The sequence below is a fragment of the Nocardia arseniciresistens genome (genome assembly GCF_046764875.1).
Taxonomy (GTDB): Bacteria; Actinomycetota; Actinomycetes; order Mycobacteriales; family Mycobacteriaceae; genus Nocardia; species Nocardia arseniciresistens.
This window is the reverse complement of the sequence record NZ_JBKORD010000008.1, coordinates 152,024-178,699: the sequence shown is the minus strand read 5'-3', so window position 1 is coordinate 178,699 and position 26,676 is coordinate 152,024. Positions and strand designations below refer to the sequence as shown.

26 protein-coding genes are annotated in these 26,676 nt (G+C 65.8%); 10 read left to right on the top strand and 16 right to left on the bottom strand.

What is annotated here, in order from left to right:
• Positions 1 to 137 precede the first annotated feature (137 nt).
• A complete protein-coding gene (locus ACLMAJ_RS16700) occupies positions 138 to 848 on the top strand; it encodes a MerR family transcriptional regulator (RefSeq protein ID WP_412014611.1) in 711 nt (236 codons plus the stop codon).
• Between the two features lie 52 nt (positions 849 to 900).
• On the opposite strand, the gene ACLMAJ_RS16695 is transcribed toward ACLMAJ_RS16700, so the two are convergent.
• From ACLMAJ_RS16695 to prpB, 3 genes are all read right to left on the bottom strand, one after another.
• Positions 901 to 1,272 (bottom strand): nuclear transport factor 2 family protein, encoded by a 372-nt coding sequence (locus ACLMAJ_RS16695; RefSeq protein ID WP_412014799.1) that lies wholly within the window; start codon positions 1,270 to 1,272, stop codon positions 901 to 903.
• Positions 1,273 to 1,402: 130 nt separating this feature from the next.
• A complete protein-coding gene (locus tag ACLMAJ_RS16690; protein ID WP_412014798.1) occupies positions 1,403 to 2,530 on the bottom strand; it encodes a bifunctional 2-methylcitrate synthase/citrate synthase in 1,128 nt (375 codons plus the stop codon).
• A gap of 5 nt (positions 2,531 to 2,535) precedes the next feature.
• On the bottom strand, positions 2,536 to 3,444 hold the full coding sequence (gene prpB / locus ACLMAJ_RS16685) for a methylisocitrate lyase (RefSeq protein WP_412014610.1): 909 nt from the start codon (positions 3,442 to 3,444) through the stop codon (positions 2,536 to 2,538).
• Positions 3,445 to 3,470: 26 nt separating this feature from the next.
• Between prpB and ACLMAJ_RS16680 the strand changes: the two genes are divergently transcribed.
• The gene (locus ACLMAJ_RS16680; RefSeq protein WP_412014609.1) at positions 3,471 to 3,647 is read left to right on the top strand and encodes a DUF1737 domain-containing protein; all 177 of its coding nucleotides are present in this window, start codon (positions 3,471 to 3,473) and stop codon (positions 3,645 to 3,647) included.
• Positions 3,648 to 3,682: 35 nt separating this feature from the next.
• Here ACLMAJ_RS16680 and ACLMAJ_RS16675 read toward each other — a convergent pair whose 3' ends face one another.
• Positions 3,683 to 5,206 (bottom strand): MmgE/PrpD family protein, encoded by a 1,524-nt coding sequence (locus ACLMAJ_RS16675; protein WP_412014608.1) that lies wholly within the window; start codon positions 5,204 to 5,206, stop codon positions 3,683 to 3,685.
• A 138-nt stretch (positions 5,207 to 5,344) separates the two neighbouring features.
• Here ACLMAJ_RS16675 and ACLMAJ_RS16670 point away from each other — a divergent pair, with 138 nt between their 5' ends.
• Positions 5,345 to 6,766: a short-chain fatty acyl-CoA regulator family protein gene (locus tag ACLMAJ_RS16670; RefSeq protein ID WP_412014607.1), complete on the top strand. Its 1,422-nt coding sequence runs from the start codon at positions 5,345 to 5,347 to the stop codon at positions 6,764 to 6,766.
• Between the two features lie 74 nt (positions 6,767 to 6,840).
• Here ACLMAJ_RS16670 and recG read toward each other — a convergent pair whose 3' ends face one another.
• Both recG and ACLMAJ_RS16660 read right to left on the bottom strand, forming a co-directional pair.
• Positions 6,841 to 9,123, bottom strand: coding sequence for an ATP-dependent DNA helicase RecG (recG, locus tag ACLMAJ_RS16665; protein ID WP_412014606.1), 2,283 nt, complete (start codon positions 9,121 to 9,123; stop codon positions 6,841 to 6,843).
• A gap of 4 nt (positions 9,124 to 9,127) precedes the next feature.
• Positions 9,128 to 10,801, bottom strand: coding sequence for a DAK2 domain-containing protein (locus ACLMAJ_RS16660; RefSeq protein WP_412014797.1), 1,674 nt, complete (start codon positions 10,799 to 10,801; stop codon positions 9,128 to 9,130).
• 383 nt (positions 10,802 to 11,184) lie between these two features.
• Here ACLMAJ_RS16660 and rpmB point away from each other — a divergent pair, with 383 nt between their 5' ends.
• From rpmB to ACLMAJ_RS16645, 3 genes are all read left to right on the top strand, one after another.
• Positions 11,185 to 11,376 (top strand): 50S ribosomal protein L28, encoded by a 192-nt coding sequence (rpmB, locus tag ACLMAJ_RS16655; protein ID WP_039799620.1) that lies wholly within the window; start codon positions 11,185 to 11,187, stop codon positions 11,374 to 11,376.
• A gap of 90 nt (positions 11,377 to 11,466) precedes the next feature.
• Positions 11,467 to 11,964, top strand: a complete 498-nt coding sequence (locus ACLMAJ_RS16650; RefSeq protein WP_412014605.1) for a GNAT family N-acetyltransferase — start codon at positions 11,467 to 11,469, stop codon at positions 11,962 to 11,964.
• A gap of 78 nt (positions 11,965 to 12,042) precedes the next feature.
• Positions 12,043 to 12,816 (top strand): enoyl-CoA hydratase/isomerase family protein, encoded by a 774-nt coding sequence (locus ACLMAJ_RS16645; protein ID WP_412014604.1) that lies wholly within the window; start codon positions 12,043 to 12,045, stop codon positions 12,814 to 12,816.
• A 217-nt stretch (positions 12,817 to 13,033) separates the two neighbouring features.
• Here the strand turns inward: ACLMAJ_RS16645 and ACLMAJ_RS16640 are convergent, their stop codons facing one another.
• From ACLMAJ_RS16640 to ACLMAJ_RS16625, 4 genes are read right to left on the bottom strand one after another with little or no spacing between them, the layout of a single operon-like run.
• Positions 13,034 to 13,897: an alpha/beta fold hydrolase gene (locus ACLMAJ_RS16640; protein ID WP_412014603.1), complete on the bottom strand. Its 864-nt coding sequence runs from the start codon at positions 13,895 to 13,897 to the stop codon at positions 13,034 to 13,036.
• A 57-nt stretch (positions 13,898 to 13,954) separates the two neighbouring features.
• Positions 13,955 to 14,218, bottom strand: a complete 264-nt coding sequence (locus ACLMAJ_RS16635; RefSeq protein WP_412014602.1) for a hypothetical protein — start codon at positions 14,216 to 14,218, stop codon at positions 13,955 to 13,957.
• Between the two features lie 41 nt (positions 14,219 to 14,259).
• Entirely contained in the window at positions 14,260 to 14,943 is a 684-nt protein-coding gene (locus tag ACLMAJ_RS16630) for a uracil-DNA glycosylase (RefSeq protein ID WP_412014601.1), read from the bottom strand.
• An 11-nt stretch (positions 14,944 to 14,954) separates the two neighbouring features.
• Positions 14,955 to 16,076: a thiamine-monophosphate kinase gene (locus tag ACLMAJ_RS16625; protein WP_412014796.1), complete on the bottom strand. Its 1,122-nt coding sequence runs from the start codon at positions 16,074 to 16,076 to the stop codon at positions 14,955 to 14,957.
• A 181-nt stretch (positions 16,077 to 16,257) separates the two neighbouring features.
• On the opposite strand from ACLMAJ_RS16625, the gene ACLMAJ_RS16620 reads away from it, so the two are divergent.
• Entirely contained in the window at positions 16,258 to 16,965 is a 708-nt protein-coding gene (locus tag ACLMAJ_RS16620) for a DUF3515 domain-containing protein (RefSeq protein ID WP_412014600.1), read from the top strand.
• Between the two features lie 22 nt (positions 16,966 to 16,987).
• Here ACLMAJ_RS16620 and ACLMAJ_RS16615 read toward each other — a convergent pair whose 3' ends face one another.
• The 3 genes from ACLMAJ_RS16615 to ACLMAJ_RS16605 all read right to left on the bottom strand — a co-directional run bounded on the left by ACLMAJ_RS16615 (position 16,988) and on the right by ACLMAJ_RS16605 (position 19,546).
• A complete protein-coding gene (locus ACLMAJ_RS16615; RefSeq protein ID WP_412014599.1) occupies positions 16,988 to 17,293 on the bottom strand; it encodes a DUF6191 domain-containing protein in 306 nt (101 codons plus the stop codon).
• 35 nt (positions 17,294 to 17,328) lie between these two features.
• Positions 17,329 to 18,459 carry a D-alanine--D-alanine ligase family protein gene (locus tag ACLMAJ_RS16610; protein WP_412014598.1) on the bottom strand — a complete coding sequence of 377 codons (1,131 nt, stop codon included), beginning with the start codon at positions 18,457 to 18,459 and terminating at the stop codon, positions 17,329 to 17,331.
• Between the two features lie 76 nt (positions 18,460 to 18,535).
• Positions 18,536 to 19,546, bottom strand: a complete 1,011-nt coding sequence (locus ACLMAJ_RS16605; RefSeq protein WP_412014597.1) for an NAD(P)H-dependent glycerol-3-phosphate dehydrogenase — start codon at positions 19,544 to 19,546, stop codon at positions 18,536 to 18,538.
• A 31-nt stretch (positions 19,547 to 19,577) separates the two neighbouring features.
• Between ACLMAJ_RS16605 and cofC the strand changes: the two genes are divergently transcribed.
• The 3 genes from cofC (at position 19,578) to ACLMAJ_RS16590 (ending at position 23,483) form a co-directional block, all read left to right on the top strand.
• Positions 19,578 to 20,276, top strand: a complete 699-nt coding sequence (gene cofC / locus ACLMAJ_RS16600) for a 2-phospho-L-lactate guanylyltransferase (protein ID WP_412014596.1) — start codon at positions 19,578 to 19,580, stop codon at positions 20,274 to 20,276.
• Between the two features lie 82 nt (positions 20,277 to 20,358).
• Entirely contained in the window at positions 20,359 to 22,518 is a 2,160-nt protein-coding gene (locus ACLMAJ_RS16595) for an RNA degradosome polyphosphate kinase (RefSeq protein ID WP_412014595.1), read from the top strand.
• Positions 22,519 to 22,538: 20 nt separating this feature from the next.
• Complete coding sequence (locus ACLMAJ_RS16590; RefSeq protein WP_412014795.1) at positions 22,539 to 23,483, top strand: NUDIX hydrolase; 945 nt, start codon at positions 22,539 to 22,541, stop codon at positions 23,481 to 23,483.
• Positions 23,484 to 23,560: 77 nt separating this feature from the next.
• On the opposite strand, the gene ACLMAJ_RS16585 is transcribed toward ACLMAJ_RS16590, so the two are convergent.
• The 3 genes from ACLMAJ_RS16585 to leuC all read right to left on the bottom strand — a co-directional run bounded on the left by ACLMAJ_RS16585 (position 23,561) and on the right by leuC (position 26,519).
• Positions 23,561 to 24,223, bottom strand: a complete 663-nt coding sequence (locus ACLMAJ_RS16585) for an HU family DNA-binding protein (RefSeq protein WP_412014594.1) — start codon at positions 24,221 to 24,223, stop codon at positions 23,561 to 23,563.
• 156 nt (positions 24,224 to 24,379) lie between these two features.
• Entirely contained in the window at positions 24,380 to 24,988 is a 609-nt protein-coding gene (gene leuD / locus ACLMAJ_RS16580) for a 3-isopropylmalate dehydratase small subunit (RefSeq protein ID WP_412014593.1), read from the bottom strand.
• 106 nt (positions 24,989 to 25,094) lie between these two features.
• On the bottom strand, positions 25,095 to 26,519 hold the full coding sequence (leuC, locus tag ACLMAJ_RS16575) for a 3-isopropylmalate dehydratase large subunit (RefSeq protein ID WP_412014592.1): 1,425 nt from the start codon (positions 26,517 to 26,519) through the stop codon (positions 25,095 to 25,097).
• Between the last annotated feature and the right edge of the window lie 157 nt (positions 26,520 to 26,676).

Here is a 26,676-nt window from a genome sequence, read left to right as displayed (position 1 = left end):
TTGACCGACTGGCAACAGTTTCCGCCACTAAGTAACGGCTCGTTGACACAGTCGCAACCCTGCGATACCGTTTTTTGACGGCGCGTTATGGAACGGTCCATTTTCGAGGGGGCCCAGATTATGGTTTCCTGGTAAACATGGCTGCAGAATCAAACTTCACGATCGACGAACTGGCACGGGCAGCCGACACCACCGTGCGCAGTGTGCGCGTGTATCACGAGCGTGGGCTGTTGCCCTCGCCCGAGGTGCGCGGCCGGATCGGCTACTACGGGTCGGATCATCTCGACCGGCTGCAAACAATCAGTCGCCTGCTGGGTCGCGGCATGAAGCTCAACGGAATCCGGGAGCTCCTGGAAGCCTGGGACCGAGGCGACGGACTCGCCGACGTCCTCGGCGTACCCAACCAGGAGAGTGCGGAACCGACCGCATCGGTCGACCCTCAGGTCGAAGACATCTACCCCGATCTCCCCGAGTACGCGAAGCATGCTCTCGCAACCAGCGACGACCCGCTCGAGGCATATCGGCTCACGAATCCACGCGCCTGTGATCTGGCCACCCGGCTTGCCGACTCCGGATTACCCGCACCGGATACCTTCCATCTGGTCGAGCGCTTGCGCGCGGACTGTGATCGGATCGCTGATCGGTATGCCACCGAGCTGTTCTATCGCCTGGCCGGGCAGACCTATGAGCAATCCCCACGCACGCCGAAGGATCGTGCCAAACTCGAGACCGATCTGGCCATCGCAAGGCTCATCGTGACTCGCGCGGCATCGGAACTGATCGACGAGGCTTTCGCTCGACATTTCGAGCTGCCTGCCACTCCACCGCGCGCCGCAGAGGCGCACTGAGTAGTCGATAGGGCAGCGCCGGCGTCGCGCTGCCCTATATCGACACCGGAACCTACAGGCCGAATGCCTTGTTGATCGCGGCCATGTCGAAGTAGTCGCGCCAGGCAGTGATGACTCCGTCGTCCACTATGAAAACGCCCATCACCGGCAACGGAGTCTCGCGGCCGTTGCCGCGCAAGGTATCCGTGCGCTCGTTCATGACCACGTTGCCTTTGACGACCTGATGGTGGATGTCGAATTCGATGGCGTCGAACGTGGTGAGGAAGCCCGCGATGAAGTCACGGATGGCAGCGCGCCCGTAGATCGGCTCCATCGGAATATTGTGGTAGACGGCGTCTTCTGCGAAGAAGGCGCTGATTTTGTCCGGGTCCGGATCCGACCAGCTCTGACACATGGCACTGACGATCTCGTCGGGACTCGACATTCGGCTCACTCGCTTCCTTGCGCCGATACGGCGATGCCGCATCGCTCGGGCTTGATCGCTACGATTACACCAAACGCTTGCTTGGTTTGGATGTGATTCGGAGAGATCTCCCGCGCTCAACCGCCGACGTTCACCCGCGCGTCCCGAGCAACTCCCGCTGCGGCACACCGACGTACTCCGACAGCGGCCGGATGAGAGCATTCGCGGCGGACTGTTCGAGTATGTGCGCGGTCCACCCGGTGATGCGGCTCATCACGAAGATCGGCGTGAATATCTCGATGTCGAAACCCATCAGGTAGTAGGCCGGGCCCGCCGGGAAGTCCAGATTGGGTTCGATACCGGTCGCCTCGGCCATCGCGCGCTCCAACTCGGTGTACATGCGCAGCCAACGCTGTCCGCCCGTCACCTCGGACACCTGCTCGAGCGCGGCGCGCATGGTCGGAACACGGGAGTCGCCGTTCTTGTACACCCGATGCCCGAAACCCATTACTTTCTGCTTATCGGAAAGCTTGGCGCGCAACCATTCCGCTGCCAGATCGGGATCACCGATTTCCAGCATGGCTTGCATAACGGCCTCATTGGCACCGCCGTGTAGCGGCCCCTTCAGCGCACCGATGGCGGCGGTGATCGCGCTGTACATGTCCGATCGGGTGGAGGTGACGACCCGCGCCGCGAAGGTGGACGCGTTGAAACTGTGCTCCGCATACAAAATCAGCGAGATTTCGAAGGCGCGAACAATGCGCGGGTCGGGTATCTGCCCGAAGCACATGTTGAGGAAGTTCTCGGCGAAACCGAGATGTGAGTGCGGCGCGATGGGCTCCAGCCCGCGGCGGCGACGGCTATCCGCGGCGACCACCGTCGGCAGCACCGCGGTCAGCCGCAGCGCCTTGGCCAGTAGCGCGCGCTGCGAGGGAACGTCGCCGAGGTCTTCTTCTGGATCTTCCGCGCCCAGGTAACTCACCACCGTCCGCACCACATCCATCGGATGGCAGGATTGCGGCATCTTCTCGATCAGGGACAGGGTCGAGCGATCGATCCGTCGCTGCGCGCGTTCGCGCTGGCAGAGCAGCTGCAACTGGGCCGCGTCGGGCAGTTCGCCGTACCAGAGCAGGTAGGCGACCTCCTCGAAGCCGCAGTGCCGCGCCAAATCCTGCACCGCATAGCCACGGTAGGTCAACGAGTTGGTCTCGGGCACCACCTTGGAAATGCTGGTGGTGTCGACCACCACACCGGCCAGGCCCTTCTTGATCTCGGTCATGTCGATCACTCGCTCACGGTGAAATTGAATATTCCGGAATCGAAGTCGTTGTACTTCTGGTACTCGAGTAGTTCGTAAAGTCGAGCCCGGTGCTGCATCTGCCCGACCAGATCGAATTGTGTGCCGCTGACCGCGAGTTCGCGCAGCCCCTGTTCGACCGCGTACATCGCCAGCCGAAGCGTCGTCACCGGATAGATCACGGCGTTGTAGCCGAAGTCCTCCAATTTCTTCGCCGAGAGCAATTCCGATTTTCCGAATTCGGTCATATTTGCGAGTAGCGGAACATTTACCGCCGCACGGAATTTCGCGAATTCACCGGCATCGGCAAGTGCCTCGGTGAAGATGAGATCGGCCCCGGCGTCGGCATATGTCTTCGCCCGTTCGATGGCGGCGTCGAGCCCCTCGATGCCACGCGCGTCGGTGCGCGCGCAGATGACGAAGTTCGGGTCACGGCGGGCCGAAACGGCCGCGCGCAGCCGCCGAACCATCTCGTCGGTGCCGACGACGGCCTTGCCGTCGAGATGACCGCAGCGTTTGGGGTTGACCTGATCCTCGATGTGACAGCCCGCCAGCCCCGCGTCCTCGAGCATGGTGACGGTCCGTGCCGCGTTCATCGACTCACCGAAACCGGTATCGGCATCAATCAGCACCGGCAGATCGGTCACCGACGCGATCTGCCTGCCCCGCGCCGTCACCTCGCTCAGCGTGGTCAACCCGATGTCCGGCAAACCCAGCTCCGCCGAGACCACCGCACCCGACACATAGACGCCTTCGAAGCCGATCTCCTGAATCAGCTTGGCCACCAGCGGATTGAACGCACCGGGCCACCGTTGGATACACCCGGACCCGAGACCCGCCCGCATCGCGACACGCTTCTGCGCCGCGCTGGTAGCGGCGGCAATCAGCCCGCTCATCGCGCCCACCGCTCTAAGCTGGCGGTATGACCGAAGATCATCCCCTGCGCTACCGACTGATCACCGGCGTCGACGACGCCGCGTTCTGTGAGCGGGTCAGCGATTTGCTCGATCAGGGCTACCGGTTGCAGGGTCCTCCCGCCGTCACCTACAACGGCGAGAATGTGATCGCCGCGCAGGCGCTGGTCTGGGGGCCGTACTGATGGAGCTATCGGGGCGGACGTGGTGATCGCGGACATCAGAAGATCCCCTCAGGCGTCGCAGGCGCACGATCGAGGACGGTGTCGGTGACGGTGAACGTCAGCTGATCCAGTTCGCCCGCAGCCAGTTTCGGCGCTCGCTGTGCGGCTTCGAGGAAGCGATTCTGCTCGGACTGGGCCAGTACGCCTTCGGTCAGCGTCCGGAACTTCGCGATGTATTGCTCGCGGGCGAACGGCCGTGCACCGAACGGGTGCGCGTCGGCGACGGCGAGTTCATCGACGATCGTCTCTCCGCTCTTCAATGTCACCACAGCCCTTGCCCCGAAGGCCTTTTCATTCGGATCGGTGGCGTGATAGCGCCGCGTCCACTCCGGGTCCTCGATGGTGGAGATCTTGCGCCACAGTGCGACGGTGTCGGGCCGCCGCGCGCGCTGGGGCGCGTAGGAGCGCTCGTGATGCCAGGTGCCGTCCTGGAGTGCGACCGCGAATATGTAGGGCACCGAGTGGTCCAGGGTCTCCCGACTCGCCTGCGGATCGAACTTCTGCGGGTCACCGGATCCGGTGCCGATCACCACGTGGGTGTGGTGGCTGGTGTGCAGCACAATCGAGGCGATCTGGTCGAGATCGCCTATGCGGTCGCGCATTCGACGAGCCAGATCGATGGGCGCCTGACTCTGGTACTCGGCGGAATGCTCCTTGGTGTAACTGTCCAGAATCGCCCGCTTCGCCTCTCCCGGCCCCGGCAACGGCACCAGATATTCGACGTCATGACCGCCGAGCAGCCAGGCGATGACACCATCGGCGCCTTCCCAGATCGGTGCGGGCGCGCCCTCCCCGCGCATCGCCCGATCGACCGACTCCACCGCCATTTTCCCCGCGAAGGCAGGCGCGTAAGCCTTCCAACTGGAGATCTCGCCCTTGCGGGACTGACGGGTGGCGGTCGTGGTGTGCAGCGCCTGTCCGATCGCCTGATAGATCGTCTCGGAGTTCAGTCCGAGCAGTGTGCCGATGCCCGCTGCGGCCGACGGCCCGAGATGCGCGACATGGTCGATCTTGTGCTCGTGCAAGCAGATTCCCCGCACCAGGTCGACCTGAATTTCGTAACCCGTCGCCAGACCACGGATCAGCTCGGCGCCGCTACGTCCTGCGTGCTGGGCGACCGCGAGGATCGGCGGGACGTTGTCGCCGGGATGCGAGTACTCCGCGCCCAGAAATGTGTCGTGAAAGTCCAACTCGCGCACCGCGACTCCGTTCGCCAGCGCAGCCCACTCCGGCGACACTCGGCGGGATGCGGGCAGACCGAACACCGTGGCGCCCGAACGACCCCGGCGCGGACCGTAGGGCTGCGCGGTCGCTTGGGCGCGGGCGCTGGTGACGGGACGGCGGATCAGCGCGGCCGCCGCCACCGCCGCGTTGTCGATAATTCGGTTCACGATCATCTCGGTCACCTCGGCGGTCACCTCGATCGGGTCGGTGGCGACCTCGGCGATCTTGGTTGCGAGATGTTCCGAGCGCGGGAACTCCTCGGCGGCGCCGTGAGCGCGTACGGTGTGGATCTTCATACATCCTCCGGTTTCGTGTCACTTCGCACGCTACGCAGGGGCCGGTTAGATGCAGAACACCTTGCAACAGCAGATTTTTGCGGGCGAGATTTATATATTTTGCGATGTTTGCGAATTTCGGCCGCTACCATCTTGCAGGTGCGCAAGATGTACGCGGGCGCCCGACTACGGCGCTTACGCGAGGAACGACGGATGACCCAGGCGGCCCTGGCGAAATCCCTCGATCTATCGCCCAGCTACCTCAATCAACTCGAGCGTGACCAGCGACCACTCACCATCCCGGTACTGCTGAAACTCAACTCCACCTTTGACCTCGACGTGCAATTCTTCGCGGCCGACTCAGACGCACGGCTGGTCTCCGACCTGCACGAGGTGCTGGTGGATGCCGCGGGTGGCGACAGCGCGCCGCTGACCGAGGTCGAGGAACTGGCGACCCGACTGCCCGAGGTCGCCCGCATCGTCGTCGCGATGCATAGGCGATTGCGGGCCGCGACCGATCAGCTGGATCTGCTCTCCGCCCGGGTCGACGCACCGACCGGTACGCCTGGCATGCCCTTGCCCTATGAGGATGTGCGCGACTTCTTCTACGACCACCACAACCACATTCCGCAGCTCGATCACGCCGCCGAACAGCTCTTCGAGGAATGCGGCCTGACCATCGGCTCGCTCGATCGGCAACTCGCCAGAGTGGCCGAGGAACGGGCGGGAGTAACGGTTCTGGTCCGTGGCGACGGTGCCGATCCATCCATCCCGAAACGGCACTACGACCCCGAGAGCCGCACACTGACGCTGGCTCGGCGGCTACGTCCTGGACAGCGCGCCTTTCAGATCGCCACCACGCTGGGGTTCTTGCTCTTCGGGAAAGAGTTGGACGCGGTACTGGCCGAATCCCCGTCGCTCAGCGGCGAATCCCGCACCCTCACGCGCATCGGCCTCGCCAACTACTTCGCGGGCGCGTTGGTACTGCCCTACGGCAGGTTCCTGCGCTCGGCCGAGGAACTGCGTTATGACCTCGACCTGCTCAGCCTGCGGTTCGAAGTCGGTTTCGAAACCATCTGCCACCGACTGAGCACCCTGCAACGCCAGGGCCAGCGCGGTGTGCCGTTCTTCCTCGTCCGCACCGACCGCGCGGGCAATATCTCGAAACGCCAGTCCGCCACCGCATTCCACTTCTCCAGGGTCGGCGGCAGCTGCCCACTGTGGGTGGTGCACGAGGCCTTCGCCAACCCCGACCGGATACTGACCCAGATTTCCGCGATGCCCGATGGCCGCCGCTATCTGTGGATTGCCCGCACCACCACAACCGTCCCACACGGATTCGGTACCTCGACGAAGAACTTCGCGATCGGCCTCGGCTGCGACATCGAATACGCCGACCGTCTGGTGTATTCCACCGGCCTGAACCTCGGCGACCCCGCCGCCGCCGTACCGATCGGCGCGGGCTGCAAGGTCTGCGAACGCCCCGCCTGCCCGCAACGCGCGTTCCCGAATATCGGCAGCCCACTCGCGGTCACCGAACACATCAGCACAGATCTCCCGTACCCCCGCTCTGTGCGCTGACGATGGTCGCGGCACGCGGCTTCCGGCCGAACCGCTTCGGAACCTGGGCTTTATGGAGCTCGTGTAGCAGTAACTCAGGATTTGGCGAGGTATTCGATGCGCTCACCGTCGACCGCTGCGTGCATCATGCCCGCAAGGCCGGGGTGTTTCACGAGACCGGGGTCGGACTCCACGACCTTCCTTGCCAATTCCTGTGCGGCGGTGATGACTTCGAGATCGTCGAGCAGCGAGAGCAGCCGCAGCGAGCGGGCGGTACCGGATTGGGCCGCGCCGAGTACGTCACCTTCACGGCGTTGGCGTAGGTCGAGCACCGCGAGTTCGAAGCCGTCGGTGGTGGCGGACACGGCATTGAGCCGGGCCATGGCCGTGCCGGCGGGATTGGCGTCGGTGACGAGCAGGCACAGACCGGCGTGCTTGCCTCGGCCGATGCGTCCGCGCAGCTGATGTAGCTGGCTGACGCCGAAACGGTCCGCGTCGAGGATCACCATCACGGTGGCGTTCGGAACGTCGACGCCGACCTCGACGACGGTGGTGCACACGAGCACATCGATGTCACCGTCGTTGAAAGCGCGCATTACCTGGTCTTTTTCATCCGACGGCAGCCTGCCGTGCAGCAGCCCGACCCGGACGCCGGACAGCGGGCCGGCGCGCAGCGTATCGAACACCTCGGCGGCGGCCTGCGTTGTCGGACCCTCCTTTTCGGGTTCGGGCTTTTTCGAACCACCGTTACGGGCCTTACCAGGGCCCTTGCCGTTCTCGTCGTCACCGATGCGCGAGCACACGACATAGGCCTGCCGCCCCGCCGCGACCTCCTCCACGATCCGTTCCCAGGCCCGGTCGACCCAGCTCGGATGTTGCTTGCGCGGCACCACCTTCGAGGTGATGGGCGAACGCCCCCTCGGCAGTTGGGTGAGGGTGGAGGTCTCCAGGTCACCGAGGGTGGTCATGGCGATGGTGCGCGGGATCGGCGTCGCGGTCATCACAAGCAGGTGCGGGCTGGTGCCGGTCTTGGCCTTGGCGCGCAGCGCATCCCGCTGCTCGACACCGAAACGGTGCTGTTCGTCGACCACCACCATGCCGAGATCGAAGAACTCCACGGCGTCCTGGATCAACGCGTGGGTGCCGATCACGATGCCCGCCTCGCCGGTGACCGCGTCGAGCAGTGCGGCCTTCTTCGCGGCCGTCGCCATCGAACCGGTGACCAGCACAACCTTCGTCGCGTGCTCCGCCGCGCCCAATTCGCCTGCGGTCGCCAGGTCGCCGAGCATGCCGCACAACGACCGATAGTGCTGGGCGGCAAGTACTTCCGTCGGCGCGAGCAGTGCGCACTGCTGGCCGGCATCGACCACTTGCAGCATCGCGTGCAGCGCGACGATCGTCTTACCCGAGCCGACCTCACCCTGTAGCAACCGGTGCATGGGATGGGTACGCGAGAGGTCGTCGGAGATTTCCGAAATCACCTGCTGCTGACCTTCGGTCAGCTCGAAGGGCAGGCGGGTATCGAAAACCGCGGCGATACCGTCGGAGCGCGGCGGGCACGGGCGCGCGGCGCGACCCTCCACCTCGTGTCGCCGCTCCGCCAGCACCAGCTGCAACGCCAGCGCCTCGTCGAAACGCAAACGGTCCCTTGCCTGATCGATATCGGTCTTGCTCTCCGGCAGATGGATCAGCCGCAGCGCTTCGGACACCTTCAGCAACCCGCGATCCTCGCGCAAGTCGTTGGGCAGTGGATCGTCGATCGGGTCCAGCTGATCGAGCACCTGCCGCACACAGGCGAGCAGATCCCAGCTCTGCACCTTCGCCGTCGCGGGATACACCGGAATGAATTCTCGCTCGAAGAACGAGACATCCACGCCATCAGCGCCTTTCGCGCTCTGCGCCAAGCCGCGCAGCCCGCCGCCACCGCGCACCGAGGTCAGGCTCTCGACCGAACCGTCTTCCTTCTCCGGCAGGATCAGATAGTCGGGATGCGCGAGGTTCCATCGGTCGGGCCGCCACCAGTGCACGGTGCCCGACATCATCGCCCTGACCCCTTCGCGGACAAGGTAACCCACCTTGTCGCCGTTGAAGAAGGTGATCTCGATCGGACGTGCGGAGCCGGTGTCGAGAACGACCTTGAGCAGCCGCCCCTTGCGGTTCTTCATCGGCCGCAGTTCGGTTTTCGTCACGCGGCCGATGACGGTGATGTGCGCGCCCTCTTCCGGCTCCTCCTGCGTGAGGGGCTGCCCCTGGGTCGCGTAGCGCAGCGGGTAGTGCCGCAGCAGGTCCTCGACCGTCTGCATATCGAACGCGTCGGCCAGCGGCTCGGCCGCCTTCACGCCGAGCAGGTGGTCGAGCCGATCACTCAATGTCGCCATGGATCTATTCCACCCCTATCTGCACCAGATCTCCTTGCTGCCCACCGGAATACACGTTGACCTCGATACCGGGGAAACCGTCGGTGATATGCGCGACCAGCGCGTCGGCGAGCCCGACGGGCGTCGATCGGCCCATCAGCAGGGTGACGAGCTCGCCGCCGAAGCCGAGCATCCGATCGAGCAGGGTCAGCCCCGCCGTCCGCACATCCCGATCGATCACCACTACATCGTGGCCGACCAGCCCGAGCCCGTCACCGGGTTCGCAGGTCCCCACCATGGTCAGCGCACGACCCGCAGCGGCCCGCAGCGAACCCCACCGGGTGGCCGCGGCCGCCTCGGACATCGCGAAGGCATCGTCCACAGCGATCCGGCCGTGATCGTGCACGGCGAGCGCGGCGAGGCCCTGCACCATGGATCCGCTCGGCAGCAGCAGCACGTCGCGGTGCGCGTCTCGCGCCGCGACCCCGACGGCGAGTAAATCGTGTGCGGGCAGCGCGCCGTTGGGCAGCACCAGCACCTCACGGTTGGGCAGCCGTCGGATCGCGGACAGCAGCGCGGCGCCGGTGATCGGACCGTCTCCGTCGAGCACGACCGCACCGGCCGCCTCGAAAAGCGCTGCGGCTCCCGCGCCCGACGCGACGGCGAGAACCCCACGGTCCGCGGGTTCACCGCGGTCAGTGGCCACGCCGCGCCATGCCGCTTGCATAGCGCCATCCGCGTTCGCCGTGGTATCCGCATGGGTATGACCGACCTGCGCGGTGATCGCAAAGCTTTCGATTCTGACGGCGCTCAACGTTCCCGCGGCAAGCCCGGCCTCCACCGCGGCGCCCGCATCCGCGCAATGCACATGCGTCGACCAGGCCCCACTGCCGTCGCCGACCACAACAACGGAATCCCCCAGCCCGGCCAACGCCGCGCGCAAGCGAGCGACCTGCTGATCGTCGGTGTCGGTGAGCACGTACATGACTTCGAAATGCGGCCCAGGATCGGTGGCGTCGGGTACGACCGCGCCGCTGGTTTCAGCGCGGACATACTGCGGTCTCGTAGGCGCCTCGCCCAGGGTGACCGAGACCAAACTATCGAGGAGGACCACCAGTCCACGCGCCCCCGCATCGACCACCCCCGCCGCACGCAACACCCCCAGCTGCGCGGGCGTGGCACCGAGGGCCTCGGCGGCCCCATCGGCCGCCGCCACCGCTACCTCGGCCAGTGCGGGGTCCGAACAGGCCGCGGCACAACCCGCCGCGCAATCCAGGACCGTGAGGATGGTGCCCTCGACAGGGACACTCAGCCCCTCACGCACTAGCGCCGACGCCCTCGCCAGCGCTTCACGCAGCGTTCGTCCGGTCAACGGCCCGCCGTGCACCGCTTCGGCGATGCCGCGCAGCACCTGCGACAGGATGATTCCCGAGTTGCCGCGCGCGCCGAGTGTCGCCCCGCGCGCCATCGCGGCGGCCACATCGTGCGCGGATACCGCGCTGCCAGGCGCGCGATAGGAATGCGCGGAAACGACCGCGGCGTCCGCGGCCTGCATCGCCGCGCGCATGGTTGCCAGCATGTTGGTGCCGGTGTCGGCATCGGCGATCGGGAAGACATTGAGCGCGTTGATCTCCTCGCGCCGCTGTCCCAGGTCCTCGAGACAGACTCGACCCCAGCGCAGCAACGCCGTGCCGTCCAGAGCGCTCGGGCGGACGAAGGTCCGGCCATCGCTCGTCGTGTCCCGCACTCCGGACACCGTCACCTCTCCTTCTTCCTCGACACCGCGATCGGCCGCCGCAACCCGCGGCCCGCGCACCACCGCACGCCAGGTTAGCGGGCGATAGCGACAGTGGATTCGGGACACCGAGTCACTACACTCGACGTGCCCGACGGCAGTGGCGGGTGTGCTCCTGCCGCCCGGTTTGGCGGATCGGGGGCCGTGCAGCTAATCTTGCAGGGTTGCCTCGCGCGGCCGTCGCCGGTTTGCGCTGGCCGACATCAGTCGGCAGGGCATTTGACATTGTTTCCGGACATGCTGCCGTAATGCAGCGGTCCTCACATGACACGAAGGAGTTCGCGACTATGGCTGCCGTCTGCGACGTCTGCGCCAAGGGCCCCGGCTTCGGGAAGTCGGTCTCGCACTCGCACCGGCGTACCAACCGTCGCTGGAACCCGAACATCCAGACCGTTCGCGCCCAGGTTGCGCCGGGTAACACCCGTCGCATGAATGTGTGCACCTCCTGCCTCAAGGCGGGCAAGGTCGCCCGCGGCTGATTCAGCCGCACCATACCGACGCACGCCCCGGCACCCTTTGGGTGTCCGGGGCGTAGTCATCGATAGGGTAGTTCGACGAGCATGGTGACCATGACCCCGTGGCAGATCGTTCCACTCGCCGCCGAGCACACTCATAGCCTGGCCGAGTGCCACATCGCTTGCTGGCGCGAGGCCTACCGGGATCTTGTACCCGCTCACGTGCTCGACGCCTTCGACATAGACCGACGCGCGGCACAGTGGGAACGCAATAGGGTCGCATACCCGGGGCGTACCCATGTCGCGCTCGTCGATGACGAGGTGATCGGATTCGCGAGCGCGGGCCCGACCCGCGACCGGCCCGCGGTGCCGGCCATCGAACTGAACGCGATGTACGTCCTGACCCCGTGGTACGGCACCGGCGTCGCGCACGAGCTGATCCGCACCGCCATTGCCCCGATGACACCGTGCTCGCTGTGGGTGTTCGAGCAGAATCCGCGCGCACACAGCTTCTACCGCAAGTACGGATTCGAACTCGACGGCACTCGTCGGATCGAGGCATTCACCCCCTCGATCGAGGTTCGGATGGTGCGATTTCCGCACGCTGAATGAGCGCTGTCGGACGAAGTCCGTCCTCGAGAACTCTACGCATGGCGGAGCGAGAGGCGGAGGTACGCCTAAGGTGCTGTCATGACCTTCGAGACCGAGTACGTCACCATCGTCGACGGCGTGCTACAGATCACCATCGCCACCTCCGCCAACGGCACCTCCATGGATTTCGCCGGCATCAACGCGGGCACAGCGGCATTACAAAAGCTCGATTCCGAAGTCGGTGCGGTGTTGTTGACCGGGACCGGTGCGAATTTCTGCGCTGGCGGCAATGTGCGCGGCTTCGCGGCAGCCGAGGATCGCGCGGCGCATATCCACGCTCTCGCAACGGATCTGCACGAGTTCGTCGTGGCGCTCGATGAGACTGTGGTTCCGGTCGTCGCAGGGGTCCAAGGCTGGGCGGCGGGCGCGGGGATGAGCCTGGTCTGCCTCGCCGATATCGCGCTCGGCGGCCCGAGCACCAAGCTGCGCCCGGCTTACCCCGGTATCGGGCTGAGCCCCGACGGCGGCATGTCGTGGACGCTGCCGCGCATCGTCGGCGCTGGGCGGGCCCGCGAAATCCTGCTCACCGACGCGGTTCTCGACGCAGACGCCGCCGTCCGCCTCGGCATTCTCAGCCGTCTGGTGGCCGACGAGGACGTGCGCACGGAGGCACTGAACCTGGCCCGAACCCTCTCCGCCGGACCGCGATCGACCTACGCAAGCATCAAATCTCTACTGGCGCAATCAAATTCGGCAACATTGAGCGATCAGCTCGACTACGAACGCGATGCCATCGCCGCGGCCGCGAACGGCAAAACCGGGCGCGAGGGTGTCGACGCATTCGTCGAGAAGCGCAAGCCCAACTACACCTGATGGGAGCAGCCGGACGAAGTCCGTCCGCAGAACACGCACGGCCGGAGCGAAGGCGGAGGTTCGCACTCGCGCACGGCCGGAACGAAGGCCGAGGTTCGCACTCGCGCAGGGCCGGAACGAAGGCCGAGGTTCGCACTCGCGCACAGCCGGAACGAAGGCCGAGGTTCGCACTCGCGCACGGCCGGAACGAAGGCCGAGGTTCGCCTTGCCCTCACGGTCAGGACAGGGACGTCAAGACGAAATTCGCGACGGCGTCGGTGAAGGCGTCGTTGTCGTCACCGGCGGCGGTATGCGCCGCGCCGCCGATTTCGACCAGCTGAGCGTGCGGCACCAATTCCTGAAACGCGGCGGCGCCCTCGGCACTGACGACATCGGACTTCATGCCACGCACCAGCAACACCGGGATGGTCAGTGCGCCCGCGGCAGCTTCCATCTCTTCGGTCATGTCCGTCGCGTCTTCGACACGATTGCTCAACATGTCCGGATCCCAGTGCCAGTACCAGCGGCCGTCCCGCTCGCGCAGATTCCGCAGCAGACCGTCGAAATTCTTGGGTCGCGCACGGTGCGGCATGTACTCGGCGACCGCATCGGACGCCTGCTCGACGGTGTCGAAACCGTCGCGGTGCTTGCCGAGGAAGTCGATAACCCGCGCGACACCGTCGTGCTCGGGGCGGGTGACGATATCGACCAGAACCAGCGCGCTGATCGCCGCGCCGCCGGAGGCCCGGGTGGTCAGTAGTCCAGTGATCCCGCCCATGCTCGCGCCGACCACGACGGCAGGAGCGCCCAACTGCTCGAGGACCGAAACCAGGTCGGCGACCATCGTTTCGCGCCGGTAATCGCTGTCGGGCGCCCACTGACTATCGCCGTGACCGCGGGCATCAAGGGTGACGACCCGCATCCCGGCGGCGGCCAGCTTCGCACCCGTTTGCTTCCACGAGTGCCTGGTCTGCCCGCCACCGTGGAGGAACAGGACGAGCGGGCCGTCCACCGGGCCGAACTGGTCGGCGGCCAGCTCGATTCCGCCCGACCCGTACAGCCGGAGCCGGAGCGGATCGAGAAGATTGTTCGCATTACTCACGATCCGAGGATCGCACAGTAAATCTCAGGACTTAATCGAGCCCCGGTGAATGGGACTTCAGCAGTCCCACTTGCCCGACGCGCTCAGAGTGCGCTGGAGCAAGCACGCGACCGTCGCGTTCACCGAAGACGAGATGGTGGACGATCCGCTGGAGGTCATTTCCTCCCCGATCGGGGCCGAAATGGTGGTGTCCGCGGCCACGGCGGGTTCGAGCGCCAGCGGCGCCGCGCTTGCCGCCGCGATCCCGCCTGCCAAGGCCGCAAAGAGGGCCAGGGTGGCGGTAGCGGCACGCAATGCGCCGCGGACAGTTCTGGTCTGCATTAATAGAGCTCCTCTACTTGTTTTTTCGTCAGCGCCCGAAATCAGGGCAGGCGCCAGTCCACCGGTTCCGCACCGAGTTCGTCGAGCAGTTCGTTCACTCGGGAGAACGGGCGGGAACCGAAGAAGCCGCGAGACGCGGAAAGCGGAGAAGGATGTGCGGACTCGATGTAGGGCACCTCGGCCTCGGCCAGCGTCGGCTTCAGCGTCGAGGCGTCCTTGCCCCACAGAATCGCAACAAGCGGCTCGTCGCGCCCGACAAGCGCACGAATCGCCTGCTCGGTCACCGCCTCCCAGCCCTTGCCTCGATGGGAGGCCGGCTGGCCCGCCGACACTGTCAGCACTCGGTTCAGCATCAGCACACCCTGATCCGACCAGGGGCTCAGGTCACCGCAGGACGGCGTCGGGTGGCCGAGGTCCTTGGTGTATTCGGAGAAGATATTGGCCAGGCTGCGCGGCACCGGCGAAACATCGGGCGCGACAGAGAAACTCAGCCCCATCGCGTGTCCGGGCGTCGGATAGGGGTCCTGTCCGACAACCAGCACCCGCACCGCGTCGAACGGACGCTGGAAGGCGCGCAGCACATTCTCGCCGGCCGGTAGATAGCCGCGGCCCGCGGCATTCTCGGCGCGCAAGAATTCGCCCATGATCGAGATTTGTTCTTCCACCGGTCCGAGAGCCCGTGCCCAACCCGGATCCATGATTTCTGTCAATGGTTTCGCGCCCATGACCGGACAACCTATCCGGTCTCCGCGTCGGATGCCGAGTCCACCCCGCTGAACGATTCCCAGCCTCCCGCGCCCGGCCGGGGCACACCATCCACCGTGACCCCGTGACCAGCCAGCACCCGCCCAACCGGCACCCAACCCGCGGGCAAGAACCGCTCGTGCGGCCAAGTGGCAACAAAAGCGTGATCCTCTCCGCCGGTCAGAATCCATTGCGCCGCATCGGCATCCAGCTCTTCGGCGATTGCCTCCAGCGCCGCGTCGCGCAACGCCGTCGAGTGCAGATCGATAGCCACCCTCGACGCATCGGCAATGTGCCCCAGGTCGGCGAGCAAACCGTCCGATACATCCGTGAGCGCGTTCGGCACCACCCCGCCACGGTGCCCGGCGGATCCGATGACGCCCGACCCGAACACCGCGCCGCCCGACCGGGTCGGTTGATGGTGCGCCCCGAGTACCCCGTCACCTGGCAGCTCCTCGTGCGCACCGACGCCCGCGGCACCCGCACCCTCGGAGTCCGACAACGTATCCAGCACCGCCGAATACGGCGGCCGTGGAACCCGATGGGCCGCAAGCACATCGGCAAAAAGGTCGGCCGTCGGATCGGCCGCCGCGGTCAGCACGGCCAGACCCGCCGCCGACCAACCGAGACGTCCCGCGACCGCGACCGTATCCCCCACCCGGGCACCCGCCCTGGTAATGGGTGGCCGCCCGCGCAGATCGCCGAACGCGGTAACGGAGAGCACGATCTGCGGGCTACACACCAGGTCGCCGCCCGCGATGGAACCGCCCGCCCTTGCCGCCTCGGCCCACATTCCGTCGGTCAACCCGTCGATCACCTCGAGCGGGGTGTCGGCAGGGCAGCCGAGCGCAACCACGAAGGCGGTCGGCACCGCGCCCATCGCGACCACGTCGGCGGCATTCTGCGCGATCGCCTTGCGTCCGATGTCGTGCGGGCTGGACCAATCGAGCCGGAAGTGCCGCCCCTGCACCAGCATGTCGGTGGTCACCACGACCCGTCCGTCCGGCGCCGCCACCAGCGCGGCATCGTCACCGGGCCCGAGTAGCACCCCACGCGCCTGCACCCTGCCCGCATTGATCCGCTCGATCAGCGCGAACTCCCCCAGCTCACGCACCGTCCTCGGCCCCGTGCTCTCGCTGATGACCGGTCCCTTTCCGACATGCTGCTGGCTGGAATCGCAACGACGGTACTCTTTCCAGGGCAATCAAGCATTACTGGGCCGGTGCGTAGCATCCCGCAGCGGACACCCGCGCGGCACGCAGACCGGCGCGAACCCGACCAGGAAGGACCGGTGCATGGCGGCGGATTCGTCGGAGACAGATCCGTCGGAGGCAGATCCGTCGGGGGTCGACTCGTCGGGGAGCGCCTCCGAACGAGCTGGCGACAACCCCGTGTCGAGCAGCGACTCGGTAGGCGACGCCGATAGCAACGGCACAGTCCACGGCGACGCCGAGCCTCCCTCGGACGCTCGCCCCTACCCACCCGCGCTCATCGCGACCGCGGTGGCATTGCCCGTCGTGCTGATCGTCGCCATTCTCGTGGCCGCAATCCTCGCCCGCAAAGCACCGACCGAGCGCGAACCACTGGTACTGGGCCCGGTCCCCGCTCCTGCCGCTGACGGCACCGCGTGCACCGCGCTGCTGCCCGAGCTGCCCGTCGAACTGGGCGACTACACCAAATCCCAGTTGGTCGAACCAGCTCCGCCCGCAACGCGTGCCTGGCAGCGCAGCGACGGCGGCGACCCGATCGTGCTGCGCTGCGGCCTGGACCGACCGCTTGAATTCAACCGCGCCTCAGCACTACAGATCGTCAACGGCGTCCAATGGTTCGAAGCCCGTGACCCGGCAAGCAAGGCAAGCACCTGGTTCGCCGTCGACCGCGAAACCTACATCGCCATGACCATCCCCGACGGCTCGGGTCCGACACCGCTGCAAGGAGTTTCGGACACCATCACCGCCAAGCTCCCGCCCCGGGCAATCGATCCCGGCCCGCTGCCCAACTGACCCGACAGCGAACGCGGCTCGGTCACTCCGGCCGGGGTGGGGTCAATCTCGCCTTGCCGGACGACAAATTGACATCGAACCCGCCCGGCGCACCGTCCCCCAGGTCCTCCCGATGCATGAGAGTCGACTGTCGCTGCTCGAATTGATAGTGCCGTCCTGCCGCGAATACGGCATCGAACTGTTCGAAGCCGACCGCCGAGAGCGGCCGGTCGGAACCGCGCATCCAGGGCGCCAACGACTTCCCGGTCACCTTCCGCCAGGTCATTTCGGCGAAAGAAAGCACGACCAGCAGTATTGCCAGCCCCGGGATTGTGACTGCTACCAGCATGATTCGAGGCTACCCATCGCGCACGGACCTGCGCGCTACCTCAGGCCGGTGCCCCGCGCGAGCGCGGTATCGATCAATGTGGAAACCAGGGACGCGTAGTCGATTCCGGTCGCTTCCCACATGCGCGGGTACATCGAGATCGCGGTGAAGCCTGGCATGGTGTTGATTTCATTGATGACCGGGCCGTCGGCGGTGACGAAGAAGTCGACGCGGGCAAGACCCTGGCAGTCGAGGGCACGGAAGGCTTGGACCGCGAGTTCCCTTATGCTGTCGGAGGTTTCGTCGTCCAGTTTGGCGGGGACGTCGAATTCGCAGACGTCGTCGAGGTATTTGGTGTCGAAGTCATAGAAGTCGGGGGCATCGGTGTCGGCGTCCGGCATTCGGATTTCGGCGACAACGCTGGCCTCGACCCGGCCGTCCGGGAATTCCAGTACGCCGCACTCGACTTCGCGTCCGACGATGCCCGCCTCCACGATCACCTTCGGGTCATGGCGGCGTGCCGTCGAGACAGCCGCGTCCAGCTCGGTCCAGTCGGTCACCTTGGTGATGCCGATCGAGGAGCCGCCGCGCGCTGGTTTGACGAACACCGGCAGGCCGAGCCGGGCCCGATCGTCCGCGCTTACCGTCGCGGTGCCCGGCCGCAGTACCACCTGGTTGCCGATCGGCAGGCCATCGGCGGCGAGCAGCTTCTTGGTGAATTCCTTGTCCATGCCCGCCGCGCTGGCCAGCACGCCGGGTCCGACATATGGAATACCGGTCAGCTCGAGCATGCCTTGCAGCGTGCCGTCCTCGCCGAATGGGCCGTGCAGGATGGGGAACACCACATCGACCGAACCCAATGCCAGGCTGGGATCGTCGAGCGCGACCAGCGCGCCGGATCGGCTCGGGTCGGCGGCCAGGGTCAGCGCGGTGCCGGTGCTGTCCACCGACGGTAAACGTACCTCCGCCTTCGCTCCGGTTGCGCGGTCGTTGTCGCCGTTGAAACCGAGTGCGGCGATATCGGAACTGCCCAGCACCCAGCTGCCCTCGGTGGTGATACCGATCGGAACCGCCTCGTACCGTTCCGGATCCAGGTTGCGCAGCACGCTACCGGCCGACACACAGGAAACGGCGTGCTCGTTACTGCGCCCGCCGAACACCACAGCCACCCTGATCCGGTTCGTCATGCACGGAACCGTACCCGTTGCCCTGCTCGCGCCAACCTGCTACCCGGACGCCTTCGAGGTCAGCGCGCTGCGGGAACTATTCAGGCTTGATTCGCCTTCCAAGTAGAGTGCCGACCGCCGCGCTGACCGAAATGCCCTCGTGGCATACCTGGTGCACCGCATTCGTCAGCGGCATCTCCACATCGTGCGCCACGGCCAGCGCCCGAATCGATGTGCAGGACTTCACACCCTCGGCGACCTGCCCATGAGTGGCCTCCTGCGCGGCATCCATCGACCCGCCCGCGCCGAGCACATGTCCGAAGGACCGGTTGCGCGACAGCGGCGAGGTACACGTTGCTACCAGGTCGCCGACACCGGCCAGGCCGGCGAGGGTGACCGGCTCCGCGCCGAGCGCGACCCCGAGCCTGATGATCTCGGCGAGCCCACGGGTGATCAGGCTGGCGATCGAGTTATCGCCCAATCCCATTCCGGCGGCGATACCGCAGGCCAGGGCGATCACGTTCTTACACGCGCCGCCGATCTCACAGCCGATCACGTCGGTGTTGGTGTACGGGCGGAAATATCCGGTGGCACTTGCCTGCTGCAACGCGACAGCACGCGCCGCGTCGGTGCAGGCGATCACGGTGGCCGCGGGCTGCCCCGCGGCGATCTCCTTGGCCAGGTTGGGACCGGAGAGCACGGCGATCCGGCGCTCGTCCGCCCCGGTGACCGCGCCGATCACCTGGCTCATGCGCAACAACGTGCCGGTCTCGATGCCCTTGGCCAGACTCAGCAGCGAAGCGTCGTGATCCGACACCGCATTCCCGATCGCGTCGTTCCACTTTTCGAGGTTTCCGCGCAGGGATTGGGACGGCACCGCGAGCACGATGATCTCCGCGCCGTCGATGGCCCGCTCGTGATCATCGGTGGCCGCGACCGCGGGCAGTTGCACGCCCGGCAGATAGAACGGATTGCGATGATCGTTTGCGAGCGCATCGGCAACCTCCGGCCGCCGTGCCCAGATCGTGACCTCGGTTCCCGCTTCCGCCAACACCTTCGCGAACGCGGTTCCCCATGATCCCGCGCCCAGTACTGCCGCCCTCGTCATCTGCCCAATATGCCATGGAAGGATTGAACGCATGCGTCCGCACGCCGTGCACGCCGTGATCGCGGTGAAGAGCCTCGACCGGGCCAAGAGCCGCCTGGCCGACCGGCTGCGCCCGGAGCATCGGGCGCGGCTGGTGCTCGCCATGCTCGCCGACACCGTGACCGCCGCGGCCGCCGCGCCGCAGGTCGTGTCGGTCACCGTCGTCACCCCCGATCCCGCGGTCGCCGACCTGGCGCGCACGCTCGGCGCTACCGTGCACCCGGAGCCTCGCCGCGACTCGATCGACCCCGCCGATCCGGACGGCCTGAACACCGCGCTGATCGACGCCGCCGTCGCGCTGCGGCACCGGCACGGCCCGATCGATCTACTGGCCTTGCAAGCCGACCTTCCCGCCTTGCGCGCGGCGGAACTGTCGGACATGCTGACGACCGCGCCGCACGGCGTGCGCTCGATCGTGGTCGACCATGCGGGCACCGGTACCGCGGCGCTATTGGTCCGCGACGCCACCGCCGCGCTCGACCCCCGCTTCGGGCCCGACTCCGCGCGCAGGCATATTGCCGCAGGTGCGACCGATCTGGGCGGCGACTGGCCAGGGTTGCGGTTGGATGTCGATACCGCCGACGATCTCGACCTCGCAGTCGACCTCGGAGCCGGGGCCGCGACGCGCGCTGTCCTCTACGACATCGGCTGGCCAGACCACGTTCACGAGCAGGTTCGACACGTGTGCTAGATGATCGCCACGTCGGGGTGATGCTCACATCAATCATGTTGTCCGGGTCCACACAGTCCAGTTTGTGAGGGATGATCGTGACGTGAGTGATCTGGAAACTGTCAAGCAGCAGCAGCTGCTTCCCACGGCGCCGCCCGCCGCGACACCTCCCTCGGAGGACTCGGCGGCCGAGCGGTTGCCACGTGATCGCTACCTGAACCGCGAACTGAGCTGGCTCGACTTCAACGCCAGGGTGCTCGCCCTTGCCGAGGACGAATCACTGCCGTTGCTGGAGCGGGCGAAGTTCCTGGCGATCTTCGCGTCGAATCTCGACGAGTTCTATATGGTCCGCGTCGCAGGCCTCAAACGGCGCGCCGAGACCGGGCTCTCGGTGCGCTCGGCGGACGGCCGCTCGCCCAGCGAGCAATTGGAGATGATCGCCGCGCGGGCCCAGGAGATTGCCGACCGGCACGCGCGCGTCTTCCTCAATTCGGTGCTGCCCGCCCTGACCGCCGAGGGCATCGACATCATCGTCTGGAGCGATCTCGACGACGATGAACGCCAACGTCTTTCCAGCCATTTCCAGGATCAGGTCTTCCCCGTGCTCACCCCGCTCGCGGTTGATCCTGCGCACCCGTTCCCCTACATCAGTGGGCTGAGCCTCAACCTCGCGGTGACGGTGCGGGATTCCGTTACCGGCGGCGAGCACTTCGCCAGGGTGAAGGTGCCCGACAACGTCGATCGATTCATTCGGGTCCGGCGGACCGATTCCGGCTCGCTTCGGGCGTTCCTGCCGATGGAGGAGCTGATCGCGGCGCATCTCGATCTGCTGTTCCCCGGCATGAAAGTCGTCGAGCACCACGCGTTCCGCATTACCCGCAACGCCGACTTCGAGGTCGACGAGGACCGCGACGAGGACCTGCTGCAGGCCCTCGAGCGCGAACTCGCGCGGCGGCGCTTCGGTTCGCCGGTTCGCCTGGAAGTTTCCGACGATATGACCGAGCACATGCTCGATCTGCTCTTGCGGGAGCTGGAGGTCGACGCGGGTGATGTCATCCAGGCGCCCGGACTGCTCGACCTGTCGTGCCTGATGCAGGTCTACGGCGTCGACCGGCCGAACCTCAAAGACGCACCGTACGTGCCCGCCACCCCGCCGGCTTTCGGTGAGCGCGAGACCCCGCGCAATGTGTTCGCCGCGCTACGCGACGGCGACGTTTTGGTGCACCACCCGTACGACTCGTTCTCCACCAGCGTGCAGCGCTTCATCGAGCAGGCCGCCGCCGATCCGCAGGTGCTCGCGATCAAGCAAACCCTGTACCGCACCTCCGGTGACTCCCCGATCGTGAACTCGCTCATCGACGCCGCCGAAGCGGGCAAGCAGGTCGTCGCGCTCGTCGAGATCAAGGCCCGCTTCGACGAGCAGGCCAACATCAAATGGGCGCGGGCGCTGGAGCAGGCGGGGGTGCATGTGGTCTACGGCCTTATCGGCCTCAAGACGCACTGCAAGACGTGCCTGGTGGTGCGGCGTGAGGGCGCGACGATCCGCCGCTATTGCCACATCGGCACCGGAAACTACAACCCGAAGACCGCGCGCCTGTACGAGGACGTCGGATTGCTCACCGCCGCACCGGAAATCGGTGCCGATCTGACCGACCTGTTCAATTCGCTGACCGGTTACTCGCGAAAAGCCAACTACCGCAACTTACTTGTTGCGCCGCAAGGAGTTCGGGCCGGAATCATCGAGCGGATCCGGCGTGAAACCGAGCTGGCACAGCAAGGCATTCCGGCGCGAATTCGGTTGAAAGCCAATGCGATCGTCGATGAACAAGTCATCGATGCGCTCTACCGCGCGTCGCAGGCGGGCGTGCCGGTGCAGATCGTGGTGCGTGGCATCTGTGGGCTGCGACCGGGTGTTCCCGGCATGAGCGACAATATCGAGGTCCGCTCGATTCTCGGCCGCTTCCTCGAACATTCGCGGATCATGCACTTCCAGGCCCAGGACCAATACTGGATCGGCAGTGCCGACATGATGCACCGTAACCTCGATCGCCGCGTGGAAGTGATGGCCCAGGTGAAGGATCCACGGCTCACCGAGCAGATGGGCGCGGTGTTCGACTCCGCGCTGCATCCGATGACGCGGTGCTGGGTACTCCAGGCCGATGGCAGTTGGCACGCCAGACCGCAACAGGCGGGCGAGAACAGCGAACAGGTACGAGACCACCAAGAATTCCTCATGCGATTGCGGAGACCAGATCAGCAGTGAGTGACGCGACGGGATACGAGATGGACGGGGGACCGTTCTGGGATCCCCGAGTGACAGCCAACATTCACGCAGCCGGCGCGGTGCTGTGGCGAAGGGCGGCCGACGGTTCCGGGGTGATAGAGATCGCGGTCGTGCACCGCCCCAAGTACCAGGACTGGTCCTTGCCCAAAGGCAAGCTGGATCCCGGTGAGACACCAGTGCTTGCCGCGGTGCGTGAGGTGCGGGAGGAGACCGGGCTGGAGTGCCGGCTCGGCCGCTACCTCGGGCATGTCACCTATCCCATTCCGGGGCACCGCAAACTCAAGCGCGTCGACTATTGGGCGGCCGAGGCCGCGCGGGGTGAATTCGCCGCCAATTCCGAGGTCGATGTATTGAACTGGTACTCGCTGGACCGAGTGATGGAACAGTTGTCCTATCCCATGGACCGGCAGGTGTTGCGCGCGTTCATCCGGCTACCGGCGGCCACGAGCACACTGCTGCTGGTGCGGCATGCGAAGGCGGGTAGCAGCGCCCGATTCGACGGTCCGGACGACGAGCGGCCGCTGGAGCGGGCCGGACAGGCCCAGGCACATTCACTGGTGTCGAACCTGCTTGCGTTCGGCGCATCCGAGGTCTATTCGGCCCCACCGCGACGTTGCGTACAGACGGTGGAGCCATTGGCCGAGAAGATCGGCGCGGGCATCGCCATCGAGCCGCTGCTGTCCGAATCCGGTTATGCCGCAGCGCCCGACGCCGCCCGCGCGCGGGCCCGCGAACTCGTCTCCGATCACGCGGTGCGGGTGTTGTGCAGTCAGGGCAAAGTAATTCCCGATCTGCTGAAGTGGTGGGCCGACCGGGACGGGGTCACCCTGCCGTCGGCGCGCAATCGCAAGGGCAGCGCATGGGTGCTGTCCTTCGCGGCTGGACGACTCGTCGCCGCGAACCACCTCGATCGTTCACTCTCGAACGCCATTGTGAAGTCCTGACGGCGTCTGTACCGGTCCTGACACAGCGAAACGGCCCCGGGGGCAGACCCGGGGCCGTTTTGGATGGAGCCGTGGCGTCAGCGGCCCCGACGGGCCGGAGCCTTCTTCGCCGCAGACTTCTTGGCGGGCGCCTTCTTTGCCGTTGTCTTCTTGGCGGCTGTCACCTTCTTGGCGGCGGTCACCTTCTTTGCCGGAGCCTTCTTTGCCAGAGCCTTCTTGACTGCTGCGGCCTTGGCCGGAGCCTTCTTGGCGGGTGCCTTGACCGCAGTCGTCTTGCGGGCGGTGGTCTTTGCGGGTGCCTTCTTGGCTGCCTTCTTCGCCGTGGTCTTGGCGGGCGCCTTGGTCGCGGTGGCCTTCTTGGCCGCCGTCTTCTTCGCCGCCGTCTTCTTGGCAGCCGCTTTCTTTGCTGCTACCGGCGCATTCGCGCCCCGCTTCACGGCGGGGCCGCTCGCGGTGAGCTTCTGCTTACCCGCAATGACGGCCTTGAACTGAGCACCCGGACGGAACGCGGGCACCGAAGTGGGCTTCACCTTGACGGTTTCGCCGGTGCGGGGGTTCCGCGCCACCCGAGCCGCACGCTTCCGCTGTTCGAACACACCAAATCCGGTGATTGTGACGCTCTGACCCTTGTGCACGGCGCGCACGATGGTATCGACCACGTGCTCGACTGCCGCGGTGGCCGTGCGCCTGTCCGTACCCAACTTTTCGGTCAGAACGTCGATCAGTTCCGCCTTGTTCATTGAATCCTCCGCAGACTAATGGCCCGTCGTCGGACCGACTAGGTACCACGGTAAACCCACAATGGGCAAGAGTCTATGTGCCACGCCAAAATTCATGTGGTTTAGCACACGTCCAGCTACCGCCCCTAGGGGTGCACAGCTATCTACGCGGGGCGATTACGCTTGCGAAATACGGGCCGGCAGGGTGGCGGGTTTCCAAGTTGGCCTTGCCTTTTCGAACTCGTCGATGGCGTCACTACGCCGTAGCGTGAGCCCGATGTCGTCCAATCCTTCCAGCAGACGCCACCTCGTGTAGTCATCAATATCGAACGGCAACACGACGGTTCCGGCCGTCACTGTGCGCGCTTGGAGGTCTACAACCAATTCGATGCCGGGCTGTTCCTCGATCAACTTCCAGAGCATTTCGACATCGTTCTGTGACATCTGCGCGGCCAGTACACCGCCCTTGCCCGCATTGCCGCGGAAGATGTCGGCGAAGCGCGATGAGATGACCACTCGAAAGCCGTAGTCCGACAGGGCCCATACGGCATGCTCTCGTGAGGATCCGGTTCCGAAATCCGGGCCGGCCACCAGCACACTTCCCCGGTTGTAGGGCTCAGTGTTCAGAATGAAGTCCGGATCCGATCGCCATGCGGCGAACAGACCATCCTCGAATCCTGTGCGGGTCACGCGCTTCAGGTACACCGCGGGAATGATCTGATCGGTGTCGACATTGGATCGGCGCAACGGCACTCCGATCCCCTTGTGCACAGTGAAGGCTTCCATAACTCATTCTCCTGGGTCGGTAGGCGATTTGGGCGGGCGACGGGATTGATCCGAGCGCATGCGACGAGATTGATGCATACGGCCGCGGGTTCTCCCCCACGGCAGGTCAGTTCAGATCAGAAGGCGAGGAGAGTGTGCCCCTGACCGCTGTCGCGGCCGCTACGAGCGGGGAAACCAGGTGTGTGCGGCCACCTTTGCCCTGCCTGCCCTCGAAGTTCCTGTTGGACGTCGACGCACACCGCTGCCCCGGCTCCAGCTGATCGGGATTCATTCCCAAGCACATAGAGCAACCCGCTTGTCGCCATTCGGCGCCCGCCGCGGTGAAAATCTCGCCGAGTCCTTCTTTTTCCGCCTGTGCGCGAACCCGCATCGAGCCCGGTACAACCAACATTCGCACGCCATCGGCAACGTGGCGTCCCTTCAAAATCCCCGCCACCGCTCGCAAATCCTCGATGCGTCCGTTGGTGCACGATCCGACGAATACCGTATCGACGGCGACATCACGAAGCGGAGTACCCGGCTCCAAATCCATGTACCGCAGCGCTTTCTCTGCGGAGTCACGGGCGGACTCGTCGAGAATCCGCGCCGGGTCGGGCACAGTGGCGCCCAGCGGCGCACCCTGTCCCGGGTTGGTGCCCCAGGTGACGAACGGCGTCAGCGTGGTCGCGTCGATATGCACTTCGGCGTCGAAACTCGCACCCTCGTCGGTCTTCAGCGCGTCCCAGGCGGCCACTGCGGCATCCCAGTCGGCCTCCTGCGGGGCGTGTGGGCGACCTTTGAGGAATTCATAGGTTGTCTCGTCAGGAGCGATCATGCCCGCCCGTGCGCCCGCCTCGATGGACATGTTGCAGATGGTCATTCGCGCCTCCATCGACATGGCGCGGATTGCCTCACCCCGATACTCGAGGACGTAGCCCTGACCGCCGCCGGTGCCGATCTCGGCGATAACCGCCAGAATCAGGTCTTTGCTCGTGACACCGTCCGGCAATCGGCCGTCCACGGTGATCGCCATCGTCTTGAACGGGCGCAGCGAGAGCGTCTGGGTGGCAAGGACATGCTCGACCTCACTGGTGCCGATACCCATCGCCAGCGCGCCGAACGCGCCGTGGGTGGAGGTGTGGCTGTCACCGCACACCACCGTCGTACCCGGCTGGGTCAGGCCGAGCTGCGGCCCGACCACATGCACGATGCCCTGATCCAGATCGCCCATCCGGTGCAGCCGCACACCGAATTCCGCGCAATTGCGCCGCAGCGTTTCGACCTGGGTGCGTGAAACCGGGTCGGCGATCGGCCGATCGATGTCGATGGTCGGGACGTTGTGATCCTCGGTGGCGATCGTCAGGTCCGGACGGCGCACCGGGCGGCCCGCCGCGCGGAGCCCGTCGAAGGCCTGCGGGCTGGTCACTTCGTGCACAAGATGTAAATCGATGTAGATCAGATCCGGCTCACGTGCGGCGCCTTCGCCCTCGCCACGAGCGACGACGTGCTGCTCCCACACCTTCTCGGCCAGCGTCAGTGCGCGGTCGGCCATTCTCGATCACCCTTTCCGACGAGCATCCGGTTCGCGCGATCTGGGCTGAGTGCGCGACGCCGGCTGCACAAGTTTGTGGATATCCACGTCCATGGATGGAAGGAGCCGTCGATGCCGATCGATCAACATTGGCGATCTCAGCATCCGGGACGCTAGT

Coding starts and splice junctions, on each gene's coding strand:
- ACLMAJ_RS16700 (WP_412014611.1), top strand. CDS start 138: ATGGCTGCAGAATCAAACTTCACGATCGACGAACTGGCACGGGCAGCC.
- ACLMAJ_RS16695 (WP_412014799.1), bottom strand. CDS start 1,272: ATGTCGAGTCCCGACGAGATCGTCAGTGCCATGTGTCAGAGCTGGTCG.
- ACLMAJ_RS16690 (WP_412014798.1), bottom strand. CDS start 2,530: ATGACCGAGATCAAGAAGGGCCTGGCCGGTGTGGTGGTCGACACCACC.
- prpB (WP_412014610.1), bottom strand. CDS start 3,444: ATGAGCGGGCTGATTGCCGCCGCTACCAGCGCGGCGCAGAAGCGTGTC.
- ACLMAJ_RS16680 (WP_412014609.1), top strand. CDS start 3,471: ATGACCGAAGATCATCCCCTGCGCTACCGACTGATCACCGGCGTCGAC.
- ACLMAJ_RS16675 (WP_412014608.1), bottom strand. CDS start 5,206: ATGAAGATCCACACCGTACGCGCTCACGGCGCCGCCGAGGAGTTCCCG.
- recG (WP_412014606.1), bottom strand. CDS start 9,123: ATGGCGACATTGAGTGATCGGCTCGACCACCTGCTCGGCGTGAAGGCG.
- rpmB (WP_039799620.1), top strand. CDS start 11,185: ATGGCTGCCGTCTGCGACGTCTGCGCCAAGGGCCCCGGCTTCGGGAAG.
- ACLMAJ_RS16650 (WP_412014605.1), top strand. CDS start 11,467: ATGACCCCGTGGCAGATCGTTCCACTCGCCGCCGAGCACACTCATAGC.
- ACLMAJ_RS16645 (WP_412014604.1), top strand. CDS start 12,043: ATGACCTTCGAGACCGAGTACGTCACCATCGTCGACGGCGTGCTACAG.
- ACLMAJ_RS16635 (WP_412014602.1), bottom strand. CDS start 14,218: ATGCAGACCAGAACTGTCCGCGGCGCATTGCGTGCCGCTACCGCCACC.
- ACLMAJ_RS16630 (WP_412014601.1), bottom strand. CDS start 14,943: ATGGGCGCGAAACCATTGACAGAAATCATGGATCCGGGTTGGGCACGG.
- ACLMAJ_RS16620 (WP_412014600.1), top strand. CDS start 16,258: ATGGCGGCGGATTCGTCGGAGACAGATCCGTCGGAGGCAGATCCGTCG.
- ACLMAJ_RS16615 (WP_412014599.1), bottom strand. CDS start 17,293: ATGCTGGTAGCAGTCACAATCCCGGGGCTGGCAATACTGCTGGTCGTG.
- ACLMAJ_RS16610 (WP_412014598.1), bottom strand. CDS start 18,459: ATGACGAACCGGATCAGGGTGGCTGTGGTGTTCGGCGGGCGCAGTAAC.
- ACLMAJ_RS16605 (WP_412014597.1), bottom strand. CDS start 19,546: ATGACGAGGGCGGCAGTACTGGGCGCGGGATCATGGGGAACCGCGTTC.
- cofC (WP_412014596.1), top strand. CDS start 19,578: ATGCGTCCGCACGCCGTGCACGCCGTGATCGCGGTGAAGAGCCTCGAC.
- ACLMAJ_RS16590 (WP_412014795.1), top strand. CDS start 22,539: ATGGACGGGGGACCGTTCTGGGATCCCCGAGTGACAGCCAACATTCAC.
- ACLMAJ_RS16585 (WP_412014594.1), bottom strand. CDS start 24,223: ATGAACAAGGCGGAACTGATCGACGTTCTGACCGAAAAGTTGGGTACG.
- leuD (WP_412014593.1), bottom strand. CDS start 24,988: ATGGAAGCCTTCACTGTGCACAAGGGGATCGGAGTGCCGTTGCGCCGA.
- leuC (WP_412014592.1), bottom strand. CDS start 26,519: ATGGCCGACCGCGCACTGACGCTGGCCGAGAAGGTGTGGGAGCAGCAC.